This is a genomic window from Roseicyclus mahoneyensis (genome assembly GCF_003148775.1).
Taxonomy (GTDB): Bacteria; Pseudomonadota; Alphaproteobacteria; order Rhodobacterales; family Rhodobacteraceae; genus Roseicyclus; species Roseicyclus mahoneyensis.
The window spans coordinates 681,106-700,673 of record NZ_QGGW01000001.1; the positions used below are offsets into that span (position 1 = coordinate 681,106).

19 protein-coding genes and 1 tRNA gene are annotated in these 19,568 nt (G+C 64.3%); 7 read left to right on the forward strand and 13 right to left on the reverse strand.

From position 1 onward, the window contains the following. The first annotated feature begins 195 nt into the window (after nucleotides 1-195). Complete coding sequence (locus C7455_RS03365; RefSeq protein ID WP_109665391.1) at nucleotides 196-498, forward strand: hypothetical protein; 303 nt, start codon at nucleotides 196-198, stop codon at nucleotides 496-498. A gap of 269 nt (nucleotides 499-767) precedes the next feature. Here the strand turns inward: C7455_RS03365 and C7455_RS03370 are convergent, their stop codons facing one another. The 6 genes from C7455_RS03370 to C7455_RS03395 form a co-directional block, all read right to left on the reverse strand. Continuing rightward, on the reverse strand, nucleotides 768-1,238 hold the full coding sequence (locus C7455_RS03370; RefSeq protein ID WP_109665393.1) for a hypothetical protein: 471 nt from the start codon (nucleotides 1,236-1,238) through the stop codon (nucleotides 768-770). Nucleotides 1,239-1,435: 197 nt separating this feature from the next. Then, nucleotides 1,436-1,512, reverse strand: a tRNA-Arg gene (locus C7455_RS03375). Between the two features lie 53 nt (nucleotides 1,513-1,565). After that, nucleotides 1,566-2,699: a flavodoxin-dependent (E)-4-hydroxy-3-methylbut-2-enyl-diphosphate synthase gene (gene ispG, locus C7455_RS03380; RefSeq protein WP_109665395.1), complete on the reverse strand. Its 1,134-nt coding sequence runs from the start codon at nucleotides 2,697-2,699 to the stop codon at nucleotides 1,566-1,568. Between the two features lie 86 nt (nucleotides 2,700-2,785). Further along, nucleotides 2,786-4,036, reverse strand: coding sequence for a helix-turn-helix domain-containing protein (locus C7455_RS03385; RefSeq protein ID WP_109665397.1), 1,251 nt, complete (start codon nucleotides 4,034-4,036; stop codon nucleotides 2,786-2,788). Nucleotides 4,037-4,197: 161 nt separating this feature from the next. Next, on the reverse strand, nucleotides 4,198-5,421 hold the full coding sequence (hemA, locus tag C7455_RS03390) for a 5-aminolevulinate synthase (RefSeq protein ID WP_109665398.1): 1,224 nt from the start codon (nucleotides 5,419-5,421) through the stop codon (nucleotides 4,198-4,200). Nucleotides 5,422-5,589: 168 nt separating this feature from the next. Further along, nucleotides 5,590-6,156: a 5-aminolevulic acid synthase gene (locus C7455_RS03395; protein ID WP_146199913.1), complete on the reverse strand. Its 567-nt coding sequence runs from the start codon at nucleotides 6,154-6,156 to the stop codon at nucleotides 5,590-5,592. Nucleotides 6,157-6,292: 136 nt separating this feature from the next. Between C7455_RS03395 and C7455_RS03400 the strand changes: the two genes are divergently transcribed. Next, nucleotides 6,293-7,669, forward strand: coding sequence for a M20/M25/M40 family metallo-hydrolase (locus tag C7455_RS03400; protein ID WP_109665402.1), 1,377 nt, complete (start codon nucleotides 6,293-6,295; stop codon nucleotides 7,667-7,669). An 87-nt stretch (nucleotides 7,670-7,756) separates the two neighbouring features. Here C7455_RS03400 and C7455_RS03405 read toward each other — a convergent pair whose 3' ends face one another. The 3 genes from C7455_RS03405 to C7455_RS03415 are packed head-to-tail and all read right to left on the reverse strand — an operon-like array spanning nucleotide 7,757 to nucleotide 10,741. Then, nucleotides 7,757-9,121: an MATE family efflux transporter gene (locus C7455_RS03405; protein WP_109665403.1), complete on the reverse strand. Its 1,365-nt coding sequence runs from the start codon at nucleotides 9,119-9,121 to the stop codon at nucleotides 7,757-7,759. Between the two features lie 49 nt (nucleotides 9,122-9,170). Then, nucleotides 9,171-10,094 (reverse strand): nickel/cobalt transporter, encoded by a 924-nt coding sequence (locus C7455_RS03410; RefSeq protein WP_109665405.1) that lies wholly within the window; start codon nucleotides 10,092-10,094, stop codon nucleotides 9,171-9,173. Continuing rightward, nucleotides 10,082-10,741, reverse strand: a complete 660-nt coding sequence (locus C7455_RS03415; protein ID WP_170118983.1) for a DUF1007 family protein — start codon at nucleotides 10,739-10,741, stop codon at nucleotides 10,082-10,084. The genes C7455_RS03410 and C7455_RS03415 overlap by 13 nt, the downstream gene beginning before the upstream one ends. 204 nt (nucleotides 10,742-10,945) lie before the next feature. On the opposite strand from C7455_RS03415, the gene C7455_RS03420 reads away from it, so the two are divergent. After that, entirely contained in the window at nucleotides 10,946-11,422 is a 477-nt protein-coding gene (locus C7455_RS03420) for a hypothetical protein (RefSeq protein WP_109665408.1), read from the forward strand. Nucleotides 11,423-11,493: 71 nt separating this feature from the next. On the opposite strand, the gene ppk2 is transcribed toward C7455_RS03420, so the two are convergent. Continuing rightward, nucleotides 11,494-12,417: a polyphosphate kinase 2 gene (ppk2, locus tag C7455_RS03425; RefSeq protein WP_245904224.1), complete on the reverse strand. Its 924-nt coding sequence runs from the start codon at nucleotides 12,415-12,417 to the stop codon at nucleotides 11,494-11,496. A gap of 260 nt (nucleotides 12,418-12,677) precedes the next feature. Between ppk2 and parE the strand changes: the two genes are divergently transcribed. The 3 genes from parE to C7455_RS20565 all read left to right on the forward strand — a co-directional run bounded on the left by parE (nucleotide 12,678) and on the right by C7455_RS20565 (nucleotide 16,053). Further along, a complete protein-coding gene (gene parE / locus C7455_RS03430; RefSeq protein WP_109665410.1) occupies nucleotides 12,678-14,639 on the forward strand; it encodes a DNA topoisomerase IV subunit B in 1,962 nt (653 codons plus the stop codon). Between the two features lie 30 nt (nucleotides 14,640-14,669). Next, nucleotides 14,670-15,587, forward strand: coding sequence for a hypothetical protein (locus C7455_RS19820; RefSeq protein WP_146199914.1), 918 nt, complete (start codon nucleotides 14,670-14,672; stop codon nucleotides 15,585-15,587). Between the two features lie 334 nt (nucleotides 15,588-15,921). After that, nucleotides 15,922-16,053 carry a hypothetical protein gene (locus C7455_RS20565; protein WP_281269395.1) on the forward strand — a complete coding sequence of 44 codons (132 nt, stop codon included), beginning with the start codon at nucleotides 15,922-15,924 and terminating at the stop codon, nucleotides 16,051-16,053. Nucleotides 16,054-16,126: 73 nt separating this feature from the next. Here the strand turns inward: C7455_RS20565 and C7455_RS03440 are convergent, their stop codons facing one another. Continuing rightward, the gene (locus C7455_RS03440) at nucleotides 16,127-16,528 is read right to left on the reverse strand and encodes a cytochrome c (protein WP_109665413.1); all 402 of its coding nucleotides are present in this window, start codon (nucleotides 16,526-16,528) and stop codon (nucleotides 16,127-16,129) included. Beyond that, nucleotides 16,525-16,923 (reverse strand): c-type cytochrome, encoded by a 399-nt coding sequence (locus C7455_RS03445; protein ID WP_109665415.1) that lies wholly within the window; start codon nucleotides 16,921-16,923, stop codon nucleotides 16,525-16,527. Before C7455_RS03445 ends, C7455_RS03440 begins: the two co-directional genes overlap by 4 nt. A 109-nt stretch (nucleotides 16,924-17,032) precedes the next feature. Here C7455_RS03445 and C7455_RS03450 point away from each other — a divergent pair, with 109 nt between their 5' ends. After that, complete coding sequence (locus C7455_RS03450; RefSeq protein WP_109666136.1) at nucleotides 17,033-17,719, forward strand: hypothetical protein; 687 nt, start codon at nucleotides 17,033-17,035, stop codon at nucleotides 17,717-17,719. On the opposite strand, the gene C7455_RS03455 is transcribed toward C7455_RS03450, so the two are convergent. Beyond that, a complete protein-coding gene (locus C7455_RS03455) occupies nucleotides 17,716-19,545 on the reverse strand; it encodes an ABC-F family ATP-binding cassette domain-containing protein (RefSeq protein ID WP_109665417.1) in 1,830 nt (609 codons plus the stop codon). The genes C7455_RS03450 and C7455_RS03455 overlap by 4 nt on opposite strands. Nucleotides 19,546-19,568: the final 23 nt, after the last annotated feature.

Here is a 19,568-nt window from a genome sequence, read left to right on the forward strand (position 1 = left end):
GATGAATCAAAGCCGACATCAGGCCCGATACATTGAAGCAACCCTTGGTCCAAGCGCTCAATGCCGGATCGATCACCCGAAAACTTAAGACAACTTTACCCTACAAAACCCTACATGATACCTGTCATGGCATGTTGGAAGACAGGTCGCCACCAGACGAGCGACATTTACCCGAGCTAGCCAGCGGAGCGAGAGATGACACGTGGAAGCAACACAGGACATGCACCGACCCCGGAACATGTCGATTTTGCCGTTCCATCAGAAGACTGGACCATCTTGAAGCTCTTGACCGTGGCATACCCGAATGTGCCACTGCGGCAAAAGTTCAGGCAGTCACCCTATCTGAAGGAGGTTACCTTGCGACAGGTGCTGGATGGTCCATTCGCCCTCAATGATTTTCTCGACCAATGCCGTCGCGAGTCGCATTGCGGCGGCACATCGGTGATGCGCCTGCGTGACGTGATTGAACATGCCGCGATCGCGATGGCACGAAAGTGACGGAAAGGATGGGGTCCACGCCACAGGTCACGTTGCCGCGCTTTCTCGTGCCGTGGCTGTGGTATCCCTTTTGTTCGCCCAGCTGATTTGCGCCTGAACAACCGCTTTGTCGCGCATCGCAGACACTCAAGGAACATCTGACCCACGCGTTCGACTGCGCCGAGGTGGCGGCTTGATCTCCATGGCCGGCGGCCAACGCTGTTTTACAGCGCGGTCTCGCCGGTTCAGGACCGTCATGTCGGCGGTCTGGCGGTTGTCTGGCAGACTCGTCATCGCGCGATCAACCTCCGTTGCACGAGGAACAGATTTCCGAGCGTAAACAGCTGGGCTCGGTTCCTGGCCAGTCCGCGGTAGCGGGACTTCACATGGCCGAACTGGCGTTTGATCACGCGGAAGGGATGCGCGCCGCGTGCCCTGACCATGGCATTGTTGCGATTGATCCGGTCGTACAGCGGGTGCAGCGGGCCGCCGTTCGGAGCCTTGCGCATCACACCCCAAACCTTGCCCGATGCCTTGAACGCGGCCTCACGCTCGGCACTGACACAACCTTTGCCGGCCCAGCCCGCGGTTTCCTCGCCGTGCAGCACTGCGTCCCAGACATGAGTGTCGTGCAGTTTCGCCGTCGAGGTCTCCAGGCTGTGGGTCACCCCTCTGTCGGCTTCGACGCCGATGTGCGCCGTCATTCCAAAATACCAGTCATTGCCCTTCGTGATCGACGGCATCTCGGGGTCGCGCGCCACCGCCTTTTCCCGCCGCGTCTGCTACGTCTTCATCGCGTCGCGAAGACCGGCAAAGGCGGGCTGTTTTGGCAAAGAACGATGCTTTTGCAGGACTGCCTAAGTCTACCGGATCAGACGAGCATCGGGAGGTTTGAACTTGCCTCAGAAAAAAGCAGGGCTCCCTGAGCCCACAGACGAAAACATTTGCGAGAGAAAAATGGCGCACCCGAAGGGATTCGAACCCCTGGCCTCTGCCTTCGGAGGGCAGCGCTCTATCCAGCTGAGCTACGGGTGCAGCTCTGGCGCGGTATAGCCGCCCCTCCTCGGCCTCGCAACGGCAAATCAAGCCTATTCGGCAGCCTGCGCCTCGGCAGCACGGGCGGCTTCGATCTCGGCGGCCTTCTTTTCCACCTGTTCGACGATATGCTCGATCATGCCATCGTTCGACAACTTGTGGCTTTGCGCGCCCGCCAGATAGACCATGCCCGACCCGGCCCCGCCGCCGGTAAAGCCCACGTCGGTCATCAGTGCCTCGCCGGGGCCGTTCACCACACAGCCGATGATCGAGAGCGACATCGGCGTCTTGATGTGTTCCAGACGTTTTTCCAGCGCCTCGACCGTCTTGATGACGTCAAAGCCCTGCCGCGCACAGCTGGGGCAGGAGATGATGTTGACGCCCCGGTGGCGCAGGCCCAGCGATTTCAGGATCTCGAAGCCGACCTTGACCTCTTCCACCGGATCGGCCGACAGCGAGACGCGGATCGTGTCGCCGATGCCCATCCACAAAAGGTTGCCCAGCCCGATCGCCGATTTGATCGTGCCGGTCATCAGGCCGCCAGCCTCCGTGATGCCCAGATGGATCGGGGCGTCCGTCGCCTCGGCCAGCCCCTGATAGGCGGCCGCCGCCATGAACACATCCGAGGCCTTCACGCTGATCTTGAATTCATGGAAGTCATTGTCTTGCAAGATGCGGATATGATCGAGCCCGCTTTCGATCATCGCATCTGGGCAAGGCTCGCCGTATTTGTCGAGCAGGTGCTTTTCCAGACTGCCCGCGTTCACCCCGATCCGGATGGAACAATTATGGTCGCGCGCGGCCTTGATGACCTCGCGCACGCGCTTTTCGTCGCCGATGTTGCCGGGGTTGATCCGCAGGCAGGCCGCGCCCGCCTCGGCGGCCTCGATGCCGCGCTTGTAGTGGAAATGGATGTCGGCCACGATCGGCACCGGGCTTTCGCGCACGATCTCCTTCAGCGCCTTGGCGCTGGCCTCGTCGGGCACCGAGACACGCACGATATCGGCGCCAGCCTCGGCGCAGCGCTGGATCTGGCCGATGGTTCCCGCGACATCCGTGGTCAGCGTGTTGGTCATCGTCTGCACGCTGATCGGAGCGTCGCCGCCCACGGGCACGGAGCCGACATGGATCTGGCGGCTCTTGCGGCGGTCGATGTTGCGCCAGGGGCGGATGGGATTGTGGGACATGATCGGCCTTTGCGTCGGTCTTGACGTGACTTTTGCGCAAGATAGCCGGGTCGGGCGCTGGGAACAACGGGCGCGGCGCGCCTGCGTTACTGGGTCCCGTCCACAGACAGGACAAGCGCGGCCACATCGGGCAGATCGGGGTCGGCCTGCGCATCGGCCATGGCGAAATTCGCGCTGATCGCATCGGCCGACAATTCCACGTCGCGCGCGATGGTGGCACCGGGTCCGGCAGGGCCCATGGTGACGCCGTTCACCGCGAAATAGACCGATCCCGCATTGCCCGACCGCAGGCGCGGTGCCTGCTCGGCAATGGGCACGGTGTAGCTGTCACCGCGATTGAGCGTGCCCTCGAACAAGGTCGCCCCCGAGGCCGAGGTGACGCGCACCCATGACGGGCGGACGGCAAAGACCACAAGCTCTTCGCGGCGCGCGGCGGTGACCTGCACAGGGCTTGCCGCGGCGGGTTCGTCGGCCTCAACACCCCCTGCCGCCGCCACGAGGCGCGGTGCCTCACGCGACGAAGCGCGGTCCAGACCGCCCAGCGTACCGACTTCGTCAGGATCAAGGGTCGCCAGCGCCCCGTCACGCGGCGTCAACACCGGCGCCTCGAGCGCTTCAGGGCGGTACAGACGCCCCAATGTATCCGGCCCTGGCATGGCGATGTCGAAGCCCTGCGGCGCGGCAAAAGCCCCGTCGGTCGCACCGGCCAGCGGATCAAGCTGTGCCAGAGGCAGCGGCGCTTGATCAACCGGGGCGATCTGCAGGCGCTGGATGTCATGCAAGATGGCCCAAGCCCCGTAGCCCAGACCCATCACCACCGCGATCAGCACGGCAAAGGACCCCAGCGCGCCCGGCTCCACCCCCGACAAAAGGCTGTCGCGCTTGGGGGCAAAGCTGATGCGCGCGCCCTTTATGACCTCATTGGGATCAAGCTTGCGCGGGGGAGCGTCGCTGATCATGCGCTTGGCGTCGCGGGCCTGCTGCGCCGAAGGCCCGTGGACGCCATAAAAACCTGTCTCCTCGCAGAAGCGGCGGAAGGTCCATTCCGGATCCATGGCGAGATACCGCGCGTAGGAGCGCACATATCCGGCGATGAAACCGGGCGAGGAGAAAGCGCCGACATCCCCGTTCTCGATGGCCGCGATATAGGCGGCGCGGATCTTGAGTTCGCGCTCGACATCGAGGAGCGACTTGCCAAGCGTCGCCCGCTCGCCGCGCATCAGATCGCCGAGCGCCACATCGGTGACGTCATAACCATCAAAACCACCTATGGCCGATCGGGCGGCAACCGCTGCGGCGGTTTCCTGTCCCTTCGACTGGCCGTGGTCGTGCGCCATGAATGCCCTGCCCCCTGCGCCACTCGCATGTCACCCATCATGTGGTGTGTCTGCGGCAGCATTTCACTAGATCTTACGCGAAGGACAGGTGATTCCCCAATAGCCGTCGCTTCATCCGACGCTTACCACGGTCAAAAGCAATGTTGCACCAGCAGAAATCGTCACGCCGACATCTCGGCGCGATTCAGCGCACAATGGCTCCAGAGTGCGTCCATCGCATGCACCAGCGCATCCATCGACCGCGGGTCATGCACCGGCGAGGGCGTGAAACGCAGGCGTTCCGTCCCGCGCGGCACAGTGGGATAGTTGATCGGCTGCACATAGATGCCGAACTCGGTCAGCAACATGTCCGAGATCTTCTTTGTGTGCACCGGGTCACCCACGATGACGGGCACGATGTGGCTGCCGTGATCGATGATCGGCAGGCCCATGCCCTTGAGCCGCAGCTTGAGCACCTTGGCCCGTTCCTGATGCAGGTCGCGCAAGCTCTGGTCGGTCTTGAGGTGGCGCACACTGGCCGCGGCACCGGCCGCAACGGCGGGCGGGATCGAGGTGGTAAAGATGAAGCCCGGGGCGTAACTGCGCACGGCGTCACACATTTTCGCACTGGCTGCGATATAGCCGCCCATCACGCCATAGGCCTTGCCCAGCGTGCCGTTGATGATGTCGATGCGGTCCATCAGGCCCAGTTTCTCGGCCACGCCGCCACCGCGCGGGCCGTACATGCCGACGGCATGCACCTCGTCGAGATAGGTCAGCGCGCCGAATTCCTCGGCCAGCGCGACGATCTCGGCGATGGGGCCGAAATCGCCATCCATCGAATAGACCGACTCAAAGGCGATCAGTTTGGGCGCGGCAGGATCGTCCGCCGCAAGTTTGGCGCGCAAGTCCTTGAGATCGTTGTGCTTGAAGATACGCTTGGAGCCGCCGTTGCGGCGGATGCCCTCGATCATCGAGGCGTGGTTCAATTCGTCCGAATAGATGATCAGCCCCGGAAACAGCAGCGGCAGCGTGCTCAGCGTCGCGTCATTGGCGATATAGGCCGAGGTGAAGACCAGCGCCGCCTCCTTGCCATGCAGGTCCGACAGCTCTGCCTCCAGCCGCTTGTGATAGACCGTCGTGCCCGAGATGTTGCGCGTGCCGCCTGACCCCGCGCCGGTGGCCTCCAGCGCCTCGTGCATGGCGGACAGAACGACCGGATGCTGGCCCATGCCCAGATAGTCATTGCCGCACCAAACGGTGATGCCTTGCTCGGTGCCGTCGGGCTTTTTCCAGACCGCATGGGGAAAGTTGCCGCGGCGACGTTCGATGTCGATGAAGGTGCGGTAACGCCCTTCGCTGTGAAGACGGCCCAAGGCGGTGTCGAGTGCGGTATCGTAGTTCACTGGCTGTCTCCCCTTCCCGACCATCCCGCTGCGTAGAACGGCCGACAGGCTCATGGCTCTTAGCTCCCCGCACACTTAAGGCGCAGGGCGTGTGACGACCAAGTTACAAATTGCCGCGCTCCGGACATTGACCTGAGTCAATCTTCCGTGTCGCACCCCTCGCCGTGCCTAACCCTCGATCACGGCGCGACAATCTTCGGCGCCGCAGGCCGCGATGGCCGCCGCCGGGCTCTCGCCGATGCCCCATTGCCCGGTCGCGGGGCTGATCGCCATGGCGCGCGCGCGTCGCGCGAGCGCGCGGTAGTCATCGGCTAGCGCCGCCGTCGCCTCGGCCGACAATTGCAGCGCCCGCCCCGGCTGCCAGCCCTCGGGTCGGATCACCATGACGACGACGCACGCCTCGCCACAGGCCGCAAGGGCGGCGGCGCGCGCATTGTCCTCGTCGTGGTAATTGGCCGCAAGCGAGGTGCGCGGCGAGGCCAGACCCGATGCCGGATGGATCGCCATCGCGGCATAATAGGGCTGCGGCTGGATCAGGTTGATCTGCTCGAGCGTGGCGATATCGGCGGGCGAAAGGCTGGCATCGGGAAACACCTGCCATTCGACCGCCCCGTCCTCGGCAAAGACCAGATCGCGGGCATCGCGCAGGCCGGGCAGGTCTTGCGCCGCGGCAGGCAGACCAATGGCCAAGCCGAAAAGCGCGGCACAGATACGGGCAGGTTTAGCTCTGGCCATGATATCTCTCCCTCGGGTTCCAGCCGCCGTCTGGCCCGCTTCATACCCAAGCGCGTGCCGCCCGGCAACCGCTGGACATTCCCCGGCCCTACGGGCCAGTGTCGCGCGCACCCCCTGGCCTGACCGGAGATACCCCATGTCGCTCGACGCCATCCTCGCCCGTCTCGATGCCGATCTCGACGCCGCCACCGCGCGCCTGTTCGAGTTGCTGCGCATCCCGTCGATCTCGACCGATCCGGCCTTTGCAACCGATGTGCGCCGGGCGGCGGAGTGGCTGCGCGACGATCTGGCGACCATCGGCTTCGACGCACAGGTGCATGACACCCCGGGCCATCCCATGGTGATGGGCCAGATCGACGGACCGGGGCCGCATCTGTTGTTCTACGGGCATTACGACGTGCAGCCGGTCGACCCGCTGTCGCTGTGGGACCGCGACCCGTTCGACCCCGCCTTGCAAGACACCCCAAAGGGAAAGGTGATCCGCGCGCGCGGGGCGGCCGACGACAAGGGGCAGTTGATGACCTTCCTCGAGGCCTGCCGGGCGATCAAGGCCGAGACGGGCCGCCTGCCGTGCAAGATCACCGTCTTCTTCGAGGGTGAGGAGGAATCGGGCTCGCCCTCCCTCGTCCCCTATCTCAAGGCGCATGGCGACGCGCTCAAGGCCGATCTGGCGCTGATCTGCGACACCGGCCTGTTCACCGATGACGTGCCCGCCATCGTCACCCAGCTGCGCGGCATGCTGGGCGAGGAGATGACCATCACCGGCCCGCGCATCGACCTGCATTCGGGGATGTATGGCGGCATGGCGATGAACCCGATCCGGGTTTTGACGCGCATTCTGGGCGGGTTGCACGACGACCAGGGCCGGGTGCAGGTGCCGGGGTTCTATGACGATGTGGCCGAGATTTCCGACGATCTGCGCACGCAGTGGCAGACGCTCGACTTCGATGCCAACGCCTTTCTGGGCGAGGTCGGACAGTCGCAACCGGCAGGCGAGGCGGGGCGGATGCCGCTTGAAATGCTGTGGTCGCGCCCGACCGCGGAAATCAACGGCATCTGGGGCGGCTACACCGGCGCGGGTTTCAAGACCGTGCTGCCCGCGCAGGCCCATGCCAAGGTCTCTTTCCGGCTGGTCGCCGCGCAGGACCCGCTCAAGCTGCGCGCGGCCTTCCGGGCTTGGGTCGAGGCGCAACTGCCCACCGATTGCACGGTGACGTGGACGGCGCATGGCGCCTCGCCCGCCAGCCGGATGGACATCGGCCACCCCGCCTTCGAGATCGCGCGCAAGGCGCTGTCGCTCGAATGGCCGGGCGAGGCCGCCTTCATCGGCGGCGGCGGCTCGATCCCGGTGGCGGGCCATTTCAAGGAGATCCTCGGGATGGATTCGCTGCTGGCGGGCTTTGGCAAGGATGATGACGCGATCCATTCCCCGAACGAGAAATACGATCTGAGCAGCTTTCACCGCGGCCAGCGGGCCTGGGCGCGCATCCTGACCGGCATCGCCGAGGGCTGAGAGCGGCAAGAGGCTCCGCCCCGTCGCCATCGGCCTTGCGGCCGATGGCGTCTCCCCTAAGTATTTGGAAAGCATAGATAGAGGCGATCAGGCCGGCGCTGCGCCGACCGGTCGCCGTGCGGGCCCCCGCCAGAACCGCGTCATCATCAGGCCTGCGGCGAAGGCTAGGCCAACCACAAGACCCCACCAGATCCCCGGCCCCTCGAAGCCGAGCGGAAAGCCGATGACCCATGCCGCGGGCAGGCCCAGCAGCCAATACGAGATCAGCGCGTAGATCATCGGCACGCGCGTGTCTTGCGTCCCCCGCAAGAGGCCCAGCGCCATGACCTGCCCCGCATCGGCCAACTGGAACAGCGCCGCGACGATCAGCAGGCTTGCGCCAAGGGCCAGGATCTCGGGGCGGAGCGGGTCGCCCGGATCGAGGAAGAGGCCGATCAGCGCCTCGGGGATCAGCACGAAGCCCAGGATCGTCAGCGCCACCATGGCCCCCGACAAGATCAGCGCGGCGATGGCGGCCAGCCGCAGGTTCTCCACGTCGCCGGTGCCCCAGGCCCGGCCCGCGCGCACGGTGGCGGCCTGGCTCAGGCCGATATGGACCATGAAGGTGACCGAGCAGATCTGCAGCGCGATGCCATGGGCGGCCAGCGGGTTCGGCCCCAGCCAGCCCATCATCACCATCGTCGCCATGAACAGCCCCGATTCCGACAAAAGCGTCAGTGCGATGGGCCAGCCGAGGCGGAAAACCTGCGCGAAGGCCTCCCAATCAGGGCGCCAGAAGCGGGCGAAAAGCGTGTCTTGCTTGAGGTCGCGGTGCAGGCCCGCATGCAGCGCCAGCACCAGCGCGATCAGCGCCTGCGTCCCGATCGAGGCATAGGCCGCCCCCGCAATCCCCAATTCCGGCGCGCCCAGATTGCCGAAGATCAAGAGCCAGTTCAGACCCGCGTTCAGACAGGCCCCCGCCAGCACCGCATAAAGCACCACCCGCGCATGATCGAGCGCCGAGAGATGGCTGCGCAGCACCGTCATCACCACGGCGGGCGCGATGCCCCAGCCCGCGATGCGCAGGTAGATCTCGCCCATGGTGGCGATTTCCTCAGACTGCCCCAACGTGCGCAAGATGGTCCCCGAGAACACGAACAGCGGCATGACCAGCGCCGAAAAGATCAGCGCGATCCACAGGCCCATTCGGGTGATCCGCCGCACCTGCCGCCGGTCGTCATTGGCCGCCGCGGCTGCCACCATCGGCATGACGGCAAGGCCAAACCCCATGCCAAGGATCAAAACGACATGGAAATACGATCCCCCCAGCGCCACGGCGGCCAGTTCCGGCACGCCATACCAGCCCATCATCACCGTGTCCGTCACGGTGATGGCAATCTGTGCCAGCATGCCGCCGATCAGAGGCAGGCCAAGACTGAGGGTGGCGCGGAGATGGGCGGACAGGGACGTCATGGCCCTGCCCTTAGACCCGCCGCGCGCGCCCGGCAAGCCGCAGGCGTCGCTAGAGCGCGGCCAGCGCCAGTTGGCTCGCCAGAACCGCGACCAGCGCGCCCACCGCGATCTCGAGGATGGGCTGCGCGCGCGCCAGCACGCCCGACCCCGCAAACCCCGCCAATACGCCACGCCTGAGGGTCACGGCGGCAATCGCCACCGCGATGGTCACCGAGGCGGTGCCAAGCGCCATCGCCAGCGTGCCCATGATCCCGACGGCAAAGATCCCCATCTGCGCGGTCAAGATAAGCACGAAAAGCGCGCCTGTGCAGGGCCGGATGGCGACCGCGCCCACCAGAACCGCGATGTCGCGCCAGCCGGTCGCCTGCGCCAGCGCGGCCGGATCGGGGGTGTGGACATGGCCGCAGGTGGCGCAGTCATCGCCATGGTCATGGTGGTGATGCGCGCGCGCGTCGTGATGGAGGTCTGCGCCAACCCTGCGAGCCGCCCAAAGGCCCCGCAGCCCGCGCCAGACCAGCCAGAGCCCGACCAAAGCGATGGCCCCAAAGCTGAGCGGGGCGAAAAGCCGGTCGGCCATCGCGGTCATCTGCTCGCGCCCCAGCTGCCAGACCCAGAGCCCAAGCGCCACCAGCGCCACCGCGGTCGCACCCTGCGCGAGGCTCGAGGCCAGCGCCACAGCCGAAAGCCGGGCCGCGCCCACGGCACGCGCTGCCCCGTAGCCGCCGATCAAAAGCTTGCCATGACCGGGACCTGCCGCATGGAAAAACCCGTAAGCAAAGCAGACCGCCAAGAAACCGCCAAGCGCCGCGGGCTCGCCCGCCCGGAGCGCGCGCAAGCCCCGCGCCATGGCGTTTTGGGCAACCTGCTGCCCCTCGAGCGCCCAGAGCTGCAACACGCGGTCTGCCCCCGACAGCACGAGCGTGGCCAGCGCGACGATCAGCAGCGCGGCGGCAAGGGCGATCATTCGGGGCATGTGATCTCCACCCGGTCGGCGAACAGCGCCCCCACCGCCGGAAAATTGTCCTCGGCCGCCACCGCGCCGCCGATCGCCTCAAGCGCGGCCTCGAGGGCCGCATAGGCGGCATCAAGATCGGCGCGGATGAGATCGACCCTGCAACCCGGTTCCCCGGCCACGGTGTTGGGCAAGATCATCTCGAAGGCGATGTAGAATTCCGGATCGTAGATCTGCGCCACCAGACCGCCGGGTGCTGCGCCGTGAACCGCGCGGCGATGGGTGGTCTCGATCTGGCCGGTGTCCAGCAGGCGCATCGACACCGGCTCGGGCGGGCCGAGATCGAGCGGCCTGTCCGCTTGCAACAGGACAAGACCACCCGAAAAACCGCTGCCCCAGTTCAGATCGAAGCCCAGCATTTCGGTCACTTCAGCCTCGGTCAACTGCAGGTCGTAATCGGGATCGAGGCCATAATCCTCGGTCAGGATCAGCGAATACAACTCGTCATAGCGCCATGTCACCTCGACGGCGGAAACATGACCCGCAGAGTCGCGCAGAACGGTTACCCCGGCGTCGACGAAGATATGCGGATGGCCCGCCGCCGGCCCCGCAAGGGCGGCAAGCGCGACCACAAAGGGCGCAAGACAACGGCGGATGCGGTGACACATGCCCCCAGATAGGACGCGGGGCAGGGCCTGCACAATCCCCGCCACCTCCGTTCGTGGGCGCGCAGCAAACCTTCGCCGATCGCGTGGCTTAACCCGTTGTTTACCATGTGTCCGGGGATTGTTGCCGGTTCTCATGACAATCGGACACATTTCCGCCCGGTTTGCGGTCTAACAAACGCGGAGCTTTCCCATTCGGTAGGTCCGATGACCGGCATCTTGCACAGGTTTATACAAGACGAGCGCGGCGCCGTCACAGTCGACTGGACGGCCCTGAGTTCGGCCGCCGTGGCGATGGCTCTGGCGACGGTCGCCGTGCTGAATGACGGTATATCGACCATGGTCTCGCGCATGGACGCCGAGTTGCGCAATCAGCAGATGAGCGACAATTACATCGGCTTCACGCCCACCCATTTCGAACCGGCCTTCGCGCTTGGCTTCACGACCGCCAGCTATGCCGAGGATCTGTTCGAGATCGCCAACCAGATGATGAACCAAGACATCATCGATGCAATGGCCATCGGCATCGAGGCGATCGAGAATGGAACCCTGTCACAAGACGATGCAGTGACCCTGATCGCTTTGGCTTCGGTTGCGCGCCAGCGCAACATCATCGATGCGCAGATCTTCGATTACTATTTCGGGACTGCAGACAGCACCGGCGTGATGTACGACCTGTTCTGAGACGCCCGGGCAACCAATGACATGACGGCAACCCGAGAGCGCAACCCCCCTGCGCCTTCGGGATTTTCGCGTCACGCAGTGGCCTTTGGCCGCCCGCGCCGCGTCTCGGGGTGCAGCGAGGCGCCCAGAATGTGCTCGGCCTTGTGGATCACATGCCCCGCCTGCCCCACGATCAACGGATCGGGCGCATGCACCACGCGGGTATCCTTGTCGGGGTAGTCCAGACTGTCGAGGAAATGCAGCATGCAGTTGAGCCGTGCGCGTTTCTTGTCGTCGGACTTGATCACCGTCCAGGGCGCATCGGCGGTGTCGGTGTAGAAGAACATCGCCTCCTTGGCCTCGGTGTAATCATCCCATTTGTCGAGGCTGGCGCGGTCGATGGGCGACAGCTTCCACTGCTTCAGCGGATCGGTCTCGCGGCTGAAAAACCGGCGGCGCTGCTCATCTCGCGTGACCGAGAACCAGTATTTGTAAAGCCTGATGCCCGAGCGCGTCAGCATCCGCTCCAGATCGGGGGTCTGGCGCATGAATTCGAGGTAATCATTGGGCTCGCAAAACCCCATCACCCGCTCCACGCCCGCGCGATTGTACCACGACCGGTCATAAAGCACCATTTCCCCCGCCGTCGGCAGATGCTGGACGTAGCGCTGGAAATACCATTGCCCGCGTTCCTGATCGGTGGGCTTGTTCAGCGCCACCACGCGCGCCTCGCGCGGGTTCAGATGCTCGGTGAACCGCTTGATCGTGCCGCCCTTGCCCGCCGCATCGCGCCCCTCGAAGATCATCACGATCTTTTGCCCCGTTTCGCCCACCCATTTCTGCACCTTCAGCAGTTCGGCCTGCAGCTTGGCCTTCTGCGCCTCGTAGCTCCGGCGCGACAGCCGCGTCTCATAGGGGTATTCGCCCGTCTCGAAGGCCTGCCGGATCTCGGCCGCGGTCGGCGCAGGGCGGCGGCGCGGCGCGGGTTTCTGCCCAGGCTCGGCGGGCGTCTGCACGGCATCGTTGGCGGGTTCGGGCACGGCAAGGGCCGCGCCGGTGTCGGCGATCACATCAGTCACGGTATCTGTCCCTTCGAGGCTGGTTTCGGTGTCATCCCGCAACCCTACCGCGCATCGAACGGCCCCGACCTTGAGCCAGGTCAACAAACCGCGCCCGCCAGCGCGGCCTGCACCCGCCCCCTCCCCTTTCCCCGCGCCCCCAAACCTGCCATGATCCACCCAACCGCCCACAATATAGAGCAGAGGCACCCCATCCCATGGCCGATGACCTGCTGAGCAGCACGCCCGACCCGCAAACCTACGACGCCTCCTCCATCGAGGTGCTGGAGGGGTTGGAGCCTGTCCGCAAACGCCCCGGCATGTATATCGGCGGCACCGACGAGCGCGCGCTGCACCACCTTGTGGCCGAAGTCCTCGACAATTCGATGGACGAGGCCGTGGCGGGCCACGCCTCCCGGATCGAGGTTGAATTGCACGCCGATTACTCCGTCACCATCCGCGACAATGGTCGCGGCATCCCGGTCGATCCGCACCCGAAATTCCCCGACAAATCCGCGCTGGAGGTCATCCTCTGCACCCTTCACGCAGGCGGCAAATTCTCAGGGAAAGCCTACCAGACCTCCGGCGGTCTGCACGGCGTCGGCGCCTCCGTCGTCAACGCGCTCTCCGATCACATGCGGGTCGAGGTCGCGCGCAACCGCGAGCTGTTCGTGCAGGAATTCGCCCGTGGCATCCCCCAAGGCCCCATCCGCTCGGCAGGCGCCGTCGCCAACCGCCGCGGCACCACCGTCACCTTCCACCCAGACGAGCAGATCTTCGGCTCGCACCGGTTCAAGCCCGCGCGGATGATGAAGATGGTCCGCTCCAAGGCCTATCTCTTTTCCGGCGTCGAGATTCGCTGGAAGACCGAGATCGACGACACTGAGACCCCGCGCGAGGCCGTGTTCCACTTCCCCGGCGGCCTTGCCGATTACCTGCGCGAAACAATGGGCAACGCCGCGACCTATGCGGAAACCCCCTTCGCCGGTAAGGTGGAGTTCCAGTCCCGCTTCAACCAGCCCGGCTATGTCGAATGGGCGATCAACTGGACGCCCGCGCGCGACGGCTTCATCCAATCCTATTGCAACACGGTCCCCACGCCCGAGGGCGGCACGCATGAGGCAGGGTTCTGGGCCGCGATCCTGAAAGGCGTGCGCGGCTACGGCGAATTGTCCAACAACCGCAAGGCCGCCAACATCACCCGCGACGATCTGGTCTCGGGCGCGGGCGCTTTGGTGTCGTGCTTCATCGCCGAGCCGGAATTCGTGGGCCAGACCAAGGACCGTCTTGCGACGGCCGAGGCTGCCCGCATGGTCGAGGGTGCCGTGCGCGACCATTTTGACAATTGGCTGGCGGCCAATACCAAATCCGCCGGCGCAATCCTCGATTTCCTTGTCCTGCGCGCCGAGGAACGGCTGCGCCGCCGCGCCGAAAAGGAAACCGCGCGCAAGACTGCGACCAAAAAACTCCGCCTGCCCGGCAAGCTGGTCGATTGTTCCCAATCCGCCCGCGACGGCACGGAATTGTTCATCGTCGAAGGCGACAGCGCGGGCGGTTCCGCCAAGATGGCGCGCGACCGCAAGACCCAGGCCCTGCTGCCGCTCCGCGGCAAGATCCTCAACGTTCTGGGCGCGGCCTCCAACAAGATGAGCCAGAACACCGAGATTTCCGATCTCTGCCAAGCGCTTGGCGTCGGCATGGGCACCAAGTTCAACATCGAGGATCTGCGCTACGACAAGGTCATCATCATGACCGACGCCGATGTCGACGGCGCCCATATCGCGGCGCTGCTGATGACCTTCTTCTTCAGCCAGATGCGCCCGATGATCGACGCAGGGCACCTGTATCTGGCCTGCCCGCCGCTCTTCCGCCTGACCCAAGGGGCCAAGCGCGTCTATTGTCTGGACGAGGTGGAAAAAGCCGAATGGATGGCCAAGGGCATCGGCGGCAAGGGCAAGATCGACGTCAGCCGCTTCAAGGGTCTGGGCGAGATGGACGCGAAAGACCTCAAGGACACCACGATGGACCCCGCGACGCGCAAACTGATCCGGGTGAGCGTGGACGAGGACGCGCCGGGCGAGACCGGCGATCTGGTGGAGCGTCTGATGGGCAAGAAGCCGGAGTTGCGGTTCCAGTATATCCAGGAGAACGCGCGATTTGTGGAGGAGTTGGATGTTTGAAGGATTGATTGAGCGCAAGGTAATAATAGCATGCTTCAAATATTTTTGTGCATTTTCGCTTTTCTGCTTAGCACATTATCTATTTCACTTGCATCTCGAAAGTACGGAATAGTCAGAACTCGTGCGATAGCCGATTTTCTTTGGGTTTTGGTTGGTGGCATTGGCGCGTTTGTGGCCTTCGTATCGTCAGTTTATATCGCCCGTGTAGAGTCTGGAATAAATACCGCAAACAGTGCAAATGTAAGACTGCAAATTTCGGATAGCATACTTCAATCTGCATATTTCGAGCATTGCGCAGCCAGAAATACTAATTTCCTTCCAGTCTTCCAGGCTAGTTGTGAGTATGCATTTGAAATTAGTCGCGTCCGAAGGGAATATTTCTTTCTGTGGGCAGTTCCTCAGAACAAAGCCCATGAACTTGAGCTTCAGAACGCGTCGCGTATTGGAGCTTCGCTTGACCTGAGCGGTACCACGCGTGACTTTCGAACTCATAGTCCGCCTCTCTTAAGCAACGCATCCGTCAGTTGGCAATTCTCAGAAGAGCATTTAAGCACGCTCAATACAACCGCCCCAGAAAGAACTCTTTCGGCACCATGGTATTGTTTTGATGTTGTTGATGAAGTTGCAACTGGATGCGTCGGGGAGACTGCTAATCGCCCAACTGTCATTGACAGACCACCGAGCACTGAGCGGTCTGGCATGATTTTGTTAACTGAGGGCGATCCAATTCGACCGATTATTTTGAATGTTTTGGCAGAAATTTCTCAGACAGCCGTAATATTCAGGGATCTGCGATCTGAATGGTGGCCTGTGCTTTACCTTCCGCAAATTGAATTGGTAAGATTTTCGTCTTTCATTTTGCTATGCATGGCGTTTCCCTTACGTCTGTGGCGTTCGATTTCCGATATCCGTGTAGCGAACCAAAAGACAAGTTCTTCAAGCAACTAGGCATACTGACTGACTATTGAGTTAGCAAACGTAGGGTGGGGTTCCACCCCACCTTAGGAATTGCAGTTTCTTTCGATTTCTGCGCTTCGCGCTGACCGGATCACCCCGGGGCTTCGCCCGTCCGATCCTCGAAGGCTCCACTGGAGCCTTCGAGGATCGGACCCCCTTGCCCCTTCGTTGCCAAAACCTTACCTTGATTCCACGGGCAACCGCCCCCTCACCGGACATCATCGCCCCTGCCCGCTCCGGGCATGGCAACCCTGATCGCCCCTTGAGCCTCGGTCAGGCCACGGGCACCCCGCCCGCGCGGCCGGGACAGCCAAAGGAACACCCCATGTCCAAGGAAAAGAACAAGGGCAACAAGGAAACCAAGAAGCCCAAGAAGGAAAAGCCCAAGGTGCTCGCCACGGCCAATTCCAACGCCGGCAAGCCGCTCGACATCGGCAACGCGAAAAAGGGCAAGTAGGCCCGTCAGTGTACGGCCTGTGTACGGGCGGTGTACGGGCTGTGACCGCCCGTCCGCCGCCCGGCCCTCGGGCCTACTCCTGCACGCTCTCCAGATAGGCCACGATATCCAGCACCTCGGGCGAGGTCAGCACCGTCTGCCCCCCGGGCGAGGTCAGGACCTGCGACATCTCCGAAAAAACGAACCCGAACAAGGGCATATCCCCCCCGTGGCTCAGGATCGGGTCGCGCCCGTCGATCTTCCACGCCATGCCCGCACGCGGAAAATCCCCCCCATACCGCGCCGAAATCCGCGTCAGGTCCGGCGGCGCCACCACCAACAGCTCCGCCATCGGCCCATCCCCCCTCAACCCCGCCCCATGACAGACGGCACAGCTCTCCTGAAACAGCCGCGCGCCCCGCGCCTCGTCTTGTGCCAACGCCGGAATGCTGGTTGACATAAGCGCCGCAAGCACCTGCATCCAAACGGTTTTCATGATTGTATCTCCCGCAGGTAGGCCACCAGATCGGCGATGGCGCGGCTGACCAGCATCGGCTGCCCGCCTGGCCCCGCCATCGCCACATCCGCCCCGTCGCCTTCGAACCACATGCCAAACAGCGGCATCTCGCCCCCATGCGCCAGCAGCGGATCGCGCCCGTCGATCTGCCGCACGACCCTGAGCGTCGGAAACTCCTCACCCCGGCCAAGCGCTGTCAGATCGGCCGGCGCGACGGTCAGAACTTCCGTCATCACGCCCTGCCCGCGCCCGTCAACCCCATGACACACCGCGCAAAAATTGGCGTAAAGCCCCGCCCCCTCAGCCGCGTCCTGCGCCTGCGCGGCACCCGCCAAGGCCAGCACCGCCACCAATCCCGCAAAGCTGATCCGCATCGCACCCTCCCGTTTCCGTTCGGGTCAAGCCTGCCCCATGCCCGCGCGTCCTGCCTTGATCCGCGTCAACCCCTTGCCCGATCGGCCATCGCCCGCCTATCGTCGCGCCATGCGCGCACCCCTCATCATTGCCCTCTTCGTGATCCTCGTCGCCTGCGGCCGCCCCCTGACCGCGCCAGAGGCGGCCTACATGGCCGATCTGCAGGGCGATACCTTCGACGCCGCCCCGGTGCGCATCACGCGCAACCCCTTGATCGGGTTGATCGTCCAACGCTACCCGGCCCGCCCCCAGACCACCTGCCGCGAACGCGTCGGCCCGCCCCCCGAAGGCCCGATCATCGAGGGGCGGACGGGGGGCATGGTTCTGTTCAACACGCTGCATGTCCGCGAGGACATCATGGTCGACGACTACACCCTTATGCCCGACGGGCGGCGCCACCTCTATGCCGCGATGTTCTTTGCCCATGAGATGACCCATGTCTGGCAATGGCAGAACCGCGAGATCACCGGCTACCACCCGCTGCGCGCAGCCCGCGAACACGCAACGCTGGCGGACCCCTATCTCTTCGACACGACCCAAGACCGCCACTTCCTCGATTACGGCTATGAGGCGCAGGCGTCTTTGGTCGAAGAATACGTCTGCTGCCGCGCCATCGACCCGCAAGGCGCACGCACGGCAAGGCTCGAGGCGCTGATCGGGCAGGTCATGCCAGTGACGCCGTGGCGCGACCGGGCCGACAGCGTCGAATTGTTCCTGCCCTGGGACGGGGTAGAGCCGCGCGGCATGTGTTCTTAGCTTGCCGCTTCGGCCTTTTCTTCCAACGCTAGCCATTCCTCTTCGGCGGCGGTCAGTTTCGCCTGACGTTCGGCCATGGCCTCGGTCGCCTTGCGGAACTTGACCGGCTCGCGGGTGAAAAGCTCGGGGTCCGACAGCAATTCGGCCAGTTTGCCGATCTCGGCCTCCAGCCGGGCGATTTCCTCGGGCAGCACCTTGAGCCTGTGCGCCTCGCTGAAACTCAGAACAGGTTTGCCGCCCTGTGCCTTGGATTTGGCCGCAGGACGTGCCGCCGGGCGCGGGGATGACGCGGCAGCGGCTTCCTGCTCACCGGAGTTCTCTTGCCTTTGCGCCTGCATGTCGGTCCAGCCGCCGGCGAAGGCGACGGCGCGCCCCTCACCCTCGAGGGAGATCGTGACGCTCGCCACCCGGTCGATGAAATCGCGGTCATGGCTGACCAGCAACACGGTGCCGGGATACTCGCCCAAGATGTCCTGCAACAGGTCCAGCGTCTCGATATCGAGATCGTTGGTGGGTTCGTCCAGCACCAGCAGGTTCGACGATCGCGCCATGATCCGCGCCAACAAGAGCCGCGCCTTTTCGCCGCCCGACAGCGATTTGACCGGCGCCCGCGCCTGCCGCTCGTCAAAGAGGAATTCCTTGAGATATCCCACCACATGCTTGGGCTGGCCGCGCACCAGCACCTGATCCGACGATCCGCTGACCCGGTTCAAGGGATCGCTGGTCAGGCTGTCCCACAGCGTCGCCTCGGGATCAAGCTGCGCGCGGGTCTGGTCGAACACCGCCATCTCGATGCCCGTCCCAAGGATCACCTCGCCCGTGTCGGGGGCCAGTTGCCCGGTCAACAGGTTCAGAAGCGTCGTCTTGCCCGCCCCGTTCGGGCCGACAAAGGCCACACGGTCGCCGCGCAGGATGCGCAGGTCAAAGGGCTTCAAGATGACCTGATCGCCGTAAGCCTTGGAAATGCCGCGCGCCTCGATCACCCGCTTGCCGCTTTGGCTCCCCGCCTCCAGCACCATCTCGGCGGCACCCTGCCGCCGGATCTGGCCCGCGCGTTCGGCGCGCAACTCGGCCAGTGCGCGCACGCGGCCCTGATTGCGTTTGCGCCGGGCGCTGATGCCCTCAACAGCCCAACGCGCCTCGGCCTTGATCTTGCGGTCGAGCTTGTGGCGGCTCTGGTCCTCTTCTTCCCAGATCTTGTCGCGCCAGCTCTCGTAATTGCCAAAGGGCTGGTCCATCCGCCGCACCACCGAACGGTCAAGCCAGAGCGTGCCACGCGCAAGCGCCGTCAGAAAGGCCCGGTCGTGGCTGATCAAGACGAATCCCGCCCGGCTCTCCATCAGCGCACGTTCCAGCCAGCCGATCGCCTCGACATCCAGATGGTTGGTCGGCTCGTCGAGCAACATCAGTTCCGGCGCCTCGGCCAAAAGCCGCGCCAGCGCCGCGCGCCGCCGTTCCCCGCCCGAGGCGCGGCCCGGCTCAGCCTCAAGCCGCAGCTTCAACCCCTCGGCCGCCGCCTCCACGCGCCAGACCTCGGCCGGGTCCAGCGTCGCGCCGGCGAAATCGCCCAAGGTGGCGAATCCTTTGAAATCAGGGTCTTGCTCCATGTAGCCCACGCGCACGCCATCGGGCGTCACGACACGGCCCCTGTCGGGCAGGGTCAGGCCCGCCATCACCTTCATCAAGGTGGATTTGCCCGATCCGTTCCGGCCGACAAGGGCCAGACGGTCGGCCTCCTGCACCACCAGCGAGAGATCGGAAAAGATCGGATCACCGCCGAAGGTCAGCGAGATATCGGAGAGTTGCAAAAGGGGTGCGCGTGCCATGGGCGCGAGCTATGCGGCCCCAT

What these genes read in the sequence shown, in the direction of transcription:
- C7455_RS03405 (WP_109665403.1), bottom strand. Translation starts at nt 9,121, where the DNA reads ATGACGTCCCTGTCCGCCCATCTCCGCGCCACCCTCAGTCTTGGCCTG.
- C7455_RS03450 (WP_109666136.1), top strand. Translation starts at nt 17,033, where the DNA reads ATGCGCGCACCCCTCATCATTGCCCTCTTCGTGATCCTCGTCGCCTGC.
- C7455_RS19820 (WP_146199914.1), top strand. Translation starts at nt 14,670, where the DNA reads ATGCTTCAAATATTTTTGTGCATTTTCGCTTTTCTGCTTAGCACATTA.
- C7455_RS03410 (WP_109665405.1), bottom strand. Translation starts at nt 10,094, where the DNA reads ATGCCCCGAATGATCGCCCTTGCCGCCGCGCTGCTGATCGTCGCGCTG.
- C7455_RS03420 (WP_109665408.1), top strand. Translation starts at nt 10,946, where the DNA reads ATGACCGGCATCTTGCACAGGTTTATACAAGACGAGCGCGGCGCCGTC.
- C7455_RS03440 (WP_109665413.1), bottom strand. Translation starts at nt 16,528, where the DNA reads ATGAAAACCGTTTGGATGCAGGTGCTTGCGGCGCTTATGTCAACCAGC.
- C7455_RS03385 (WP_109665397.1), bottom strand. Translation starts at nt 4,036, where the DNA reads ATGGCGCACGACCACGGCCAGTCGAAGGGACAGGAAACCGCCGCAGCG.
- C7455_RS03365 (WP_109665391.1), top strand. Translation starts at nt 196, where the DNA reads ATGACACGTGGAAGCAACACAGGACATGCACCGACCCCGGAACATGTC.
- C7455_RS03455 (WP_109665417.1), bottom strand. Translation starts at nt 19,545, where the DNA reads ATGGCACGCGCACCCCTTTTGCAACTCTCCGATATCTCGCTGACCTTC.
- parE (WP_109665410.1), top strand. Translation starts at nt 12,678, where the DNA reads ATGGCCGATGACCTGCTGAGCAGCACGCCCGACCCGCAAACCTACGAC.
- C7455_RS20565 (WP_281269395.1), top strand. Translation starts at nt 15,922, where the DNA reads ATGTCCAAGGAAAAGAACAAGGGCAACAAGGAAACCAAGAAGCCCAAG.
- C7455_RS03400 (WP_109665402.1), top strand. Translation starts at nt 6,293, where the DNA reads ATGTCGCTCGACGCCATCCTCGCCCGTCTCGATGCCGATCTCGACGCC.
- C7455_RS03415 (WP_170118983.1), bottom strand. Translation starts at nt 10,741, where the DNA reads ATGTGTCACCGCATCCGCCGTTGTCTTGCGCCCTTTGTGGTCGCGCTT.
- C7455_RS03445 (WP_109665415.1), bottom strand. Translation starts at nt 16,923, where the DNA reads ATGCGGATCAGCTTTGCGGGATTGGTGGCGGTGCTGGCCTTGGCGGGT.
- C7455_RS03395 (WP_146199913.1), bottom strand. Translation starts at nt 6,156, where the DNA reads ATGGCCAGAGCTAAACCTGCCCGTATCTGTGCCGCGCTTTTCGGCTTG.
- ispG (WP_109665395.1), bottom strand. Translation starts at nt 2,699, where the DNA reads ATGTCCCACAATCCCATCCGCCCCTGGCGCAACATCGACCGCCGCAAG.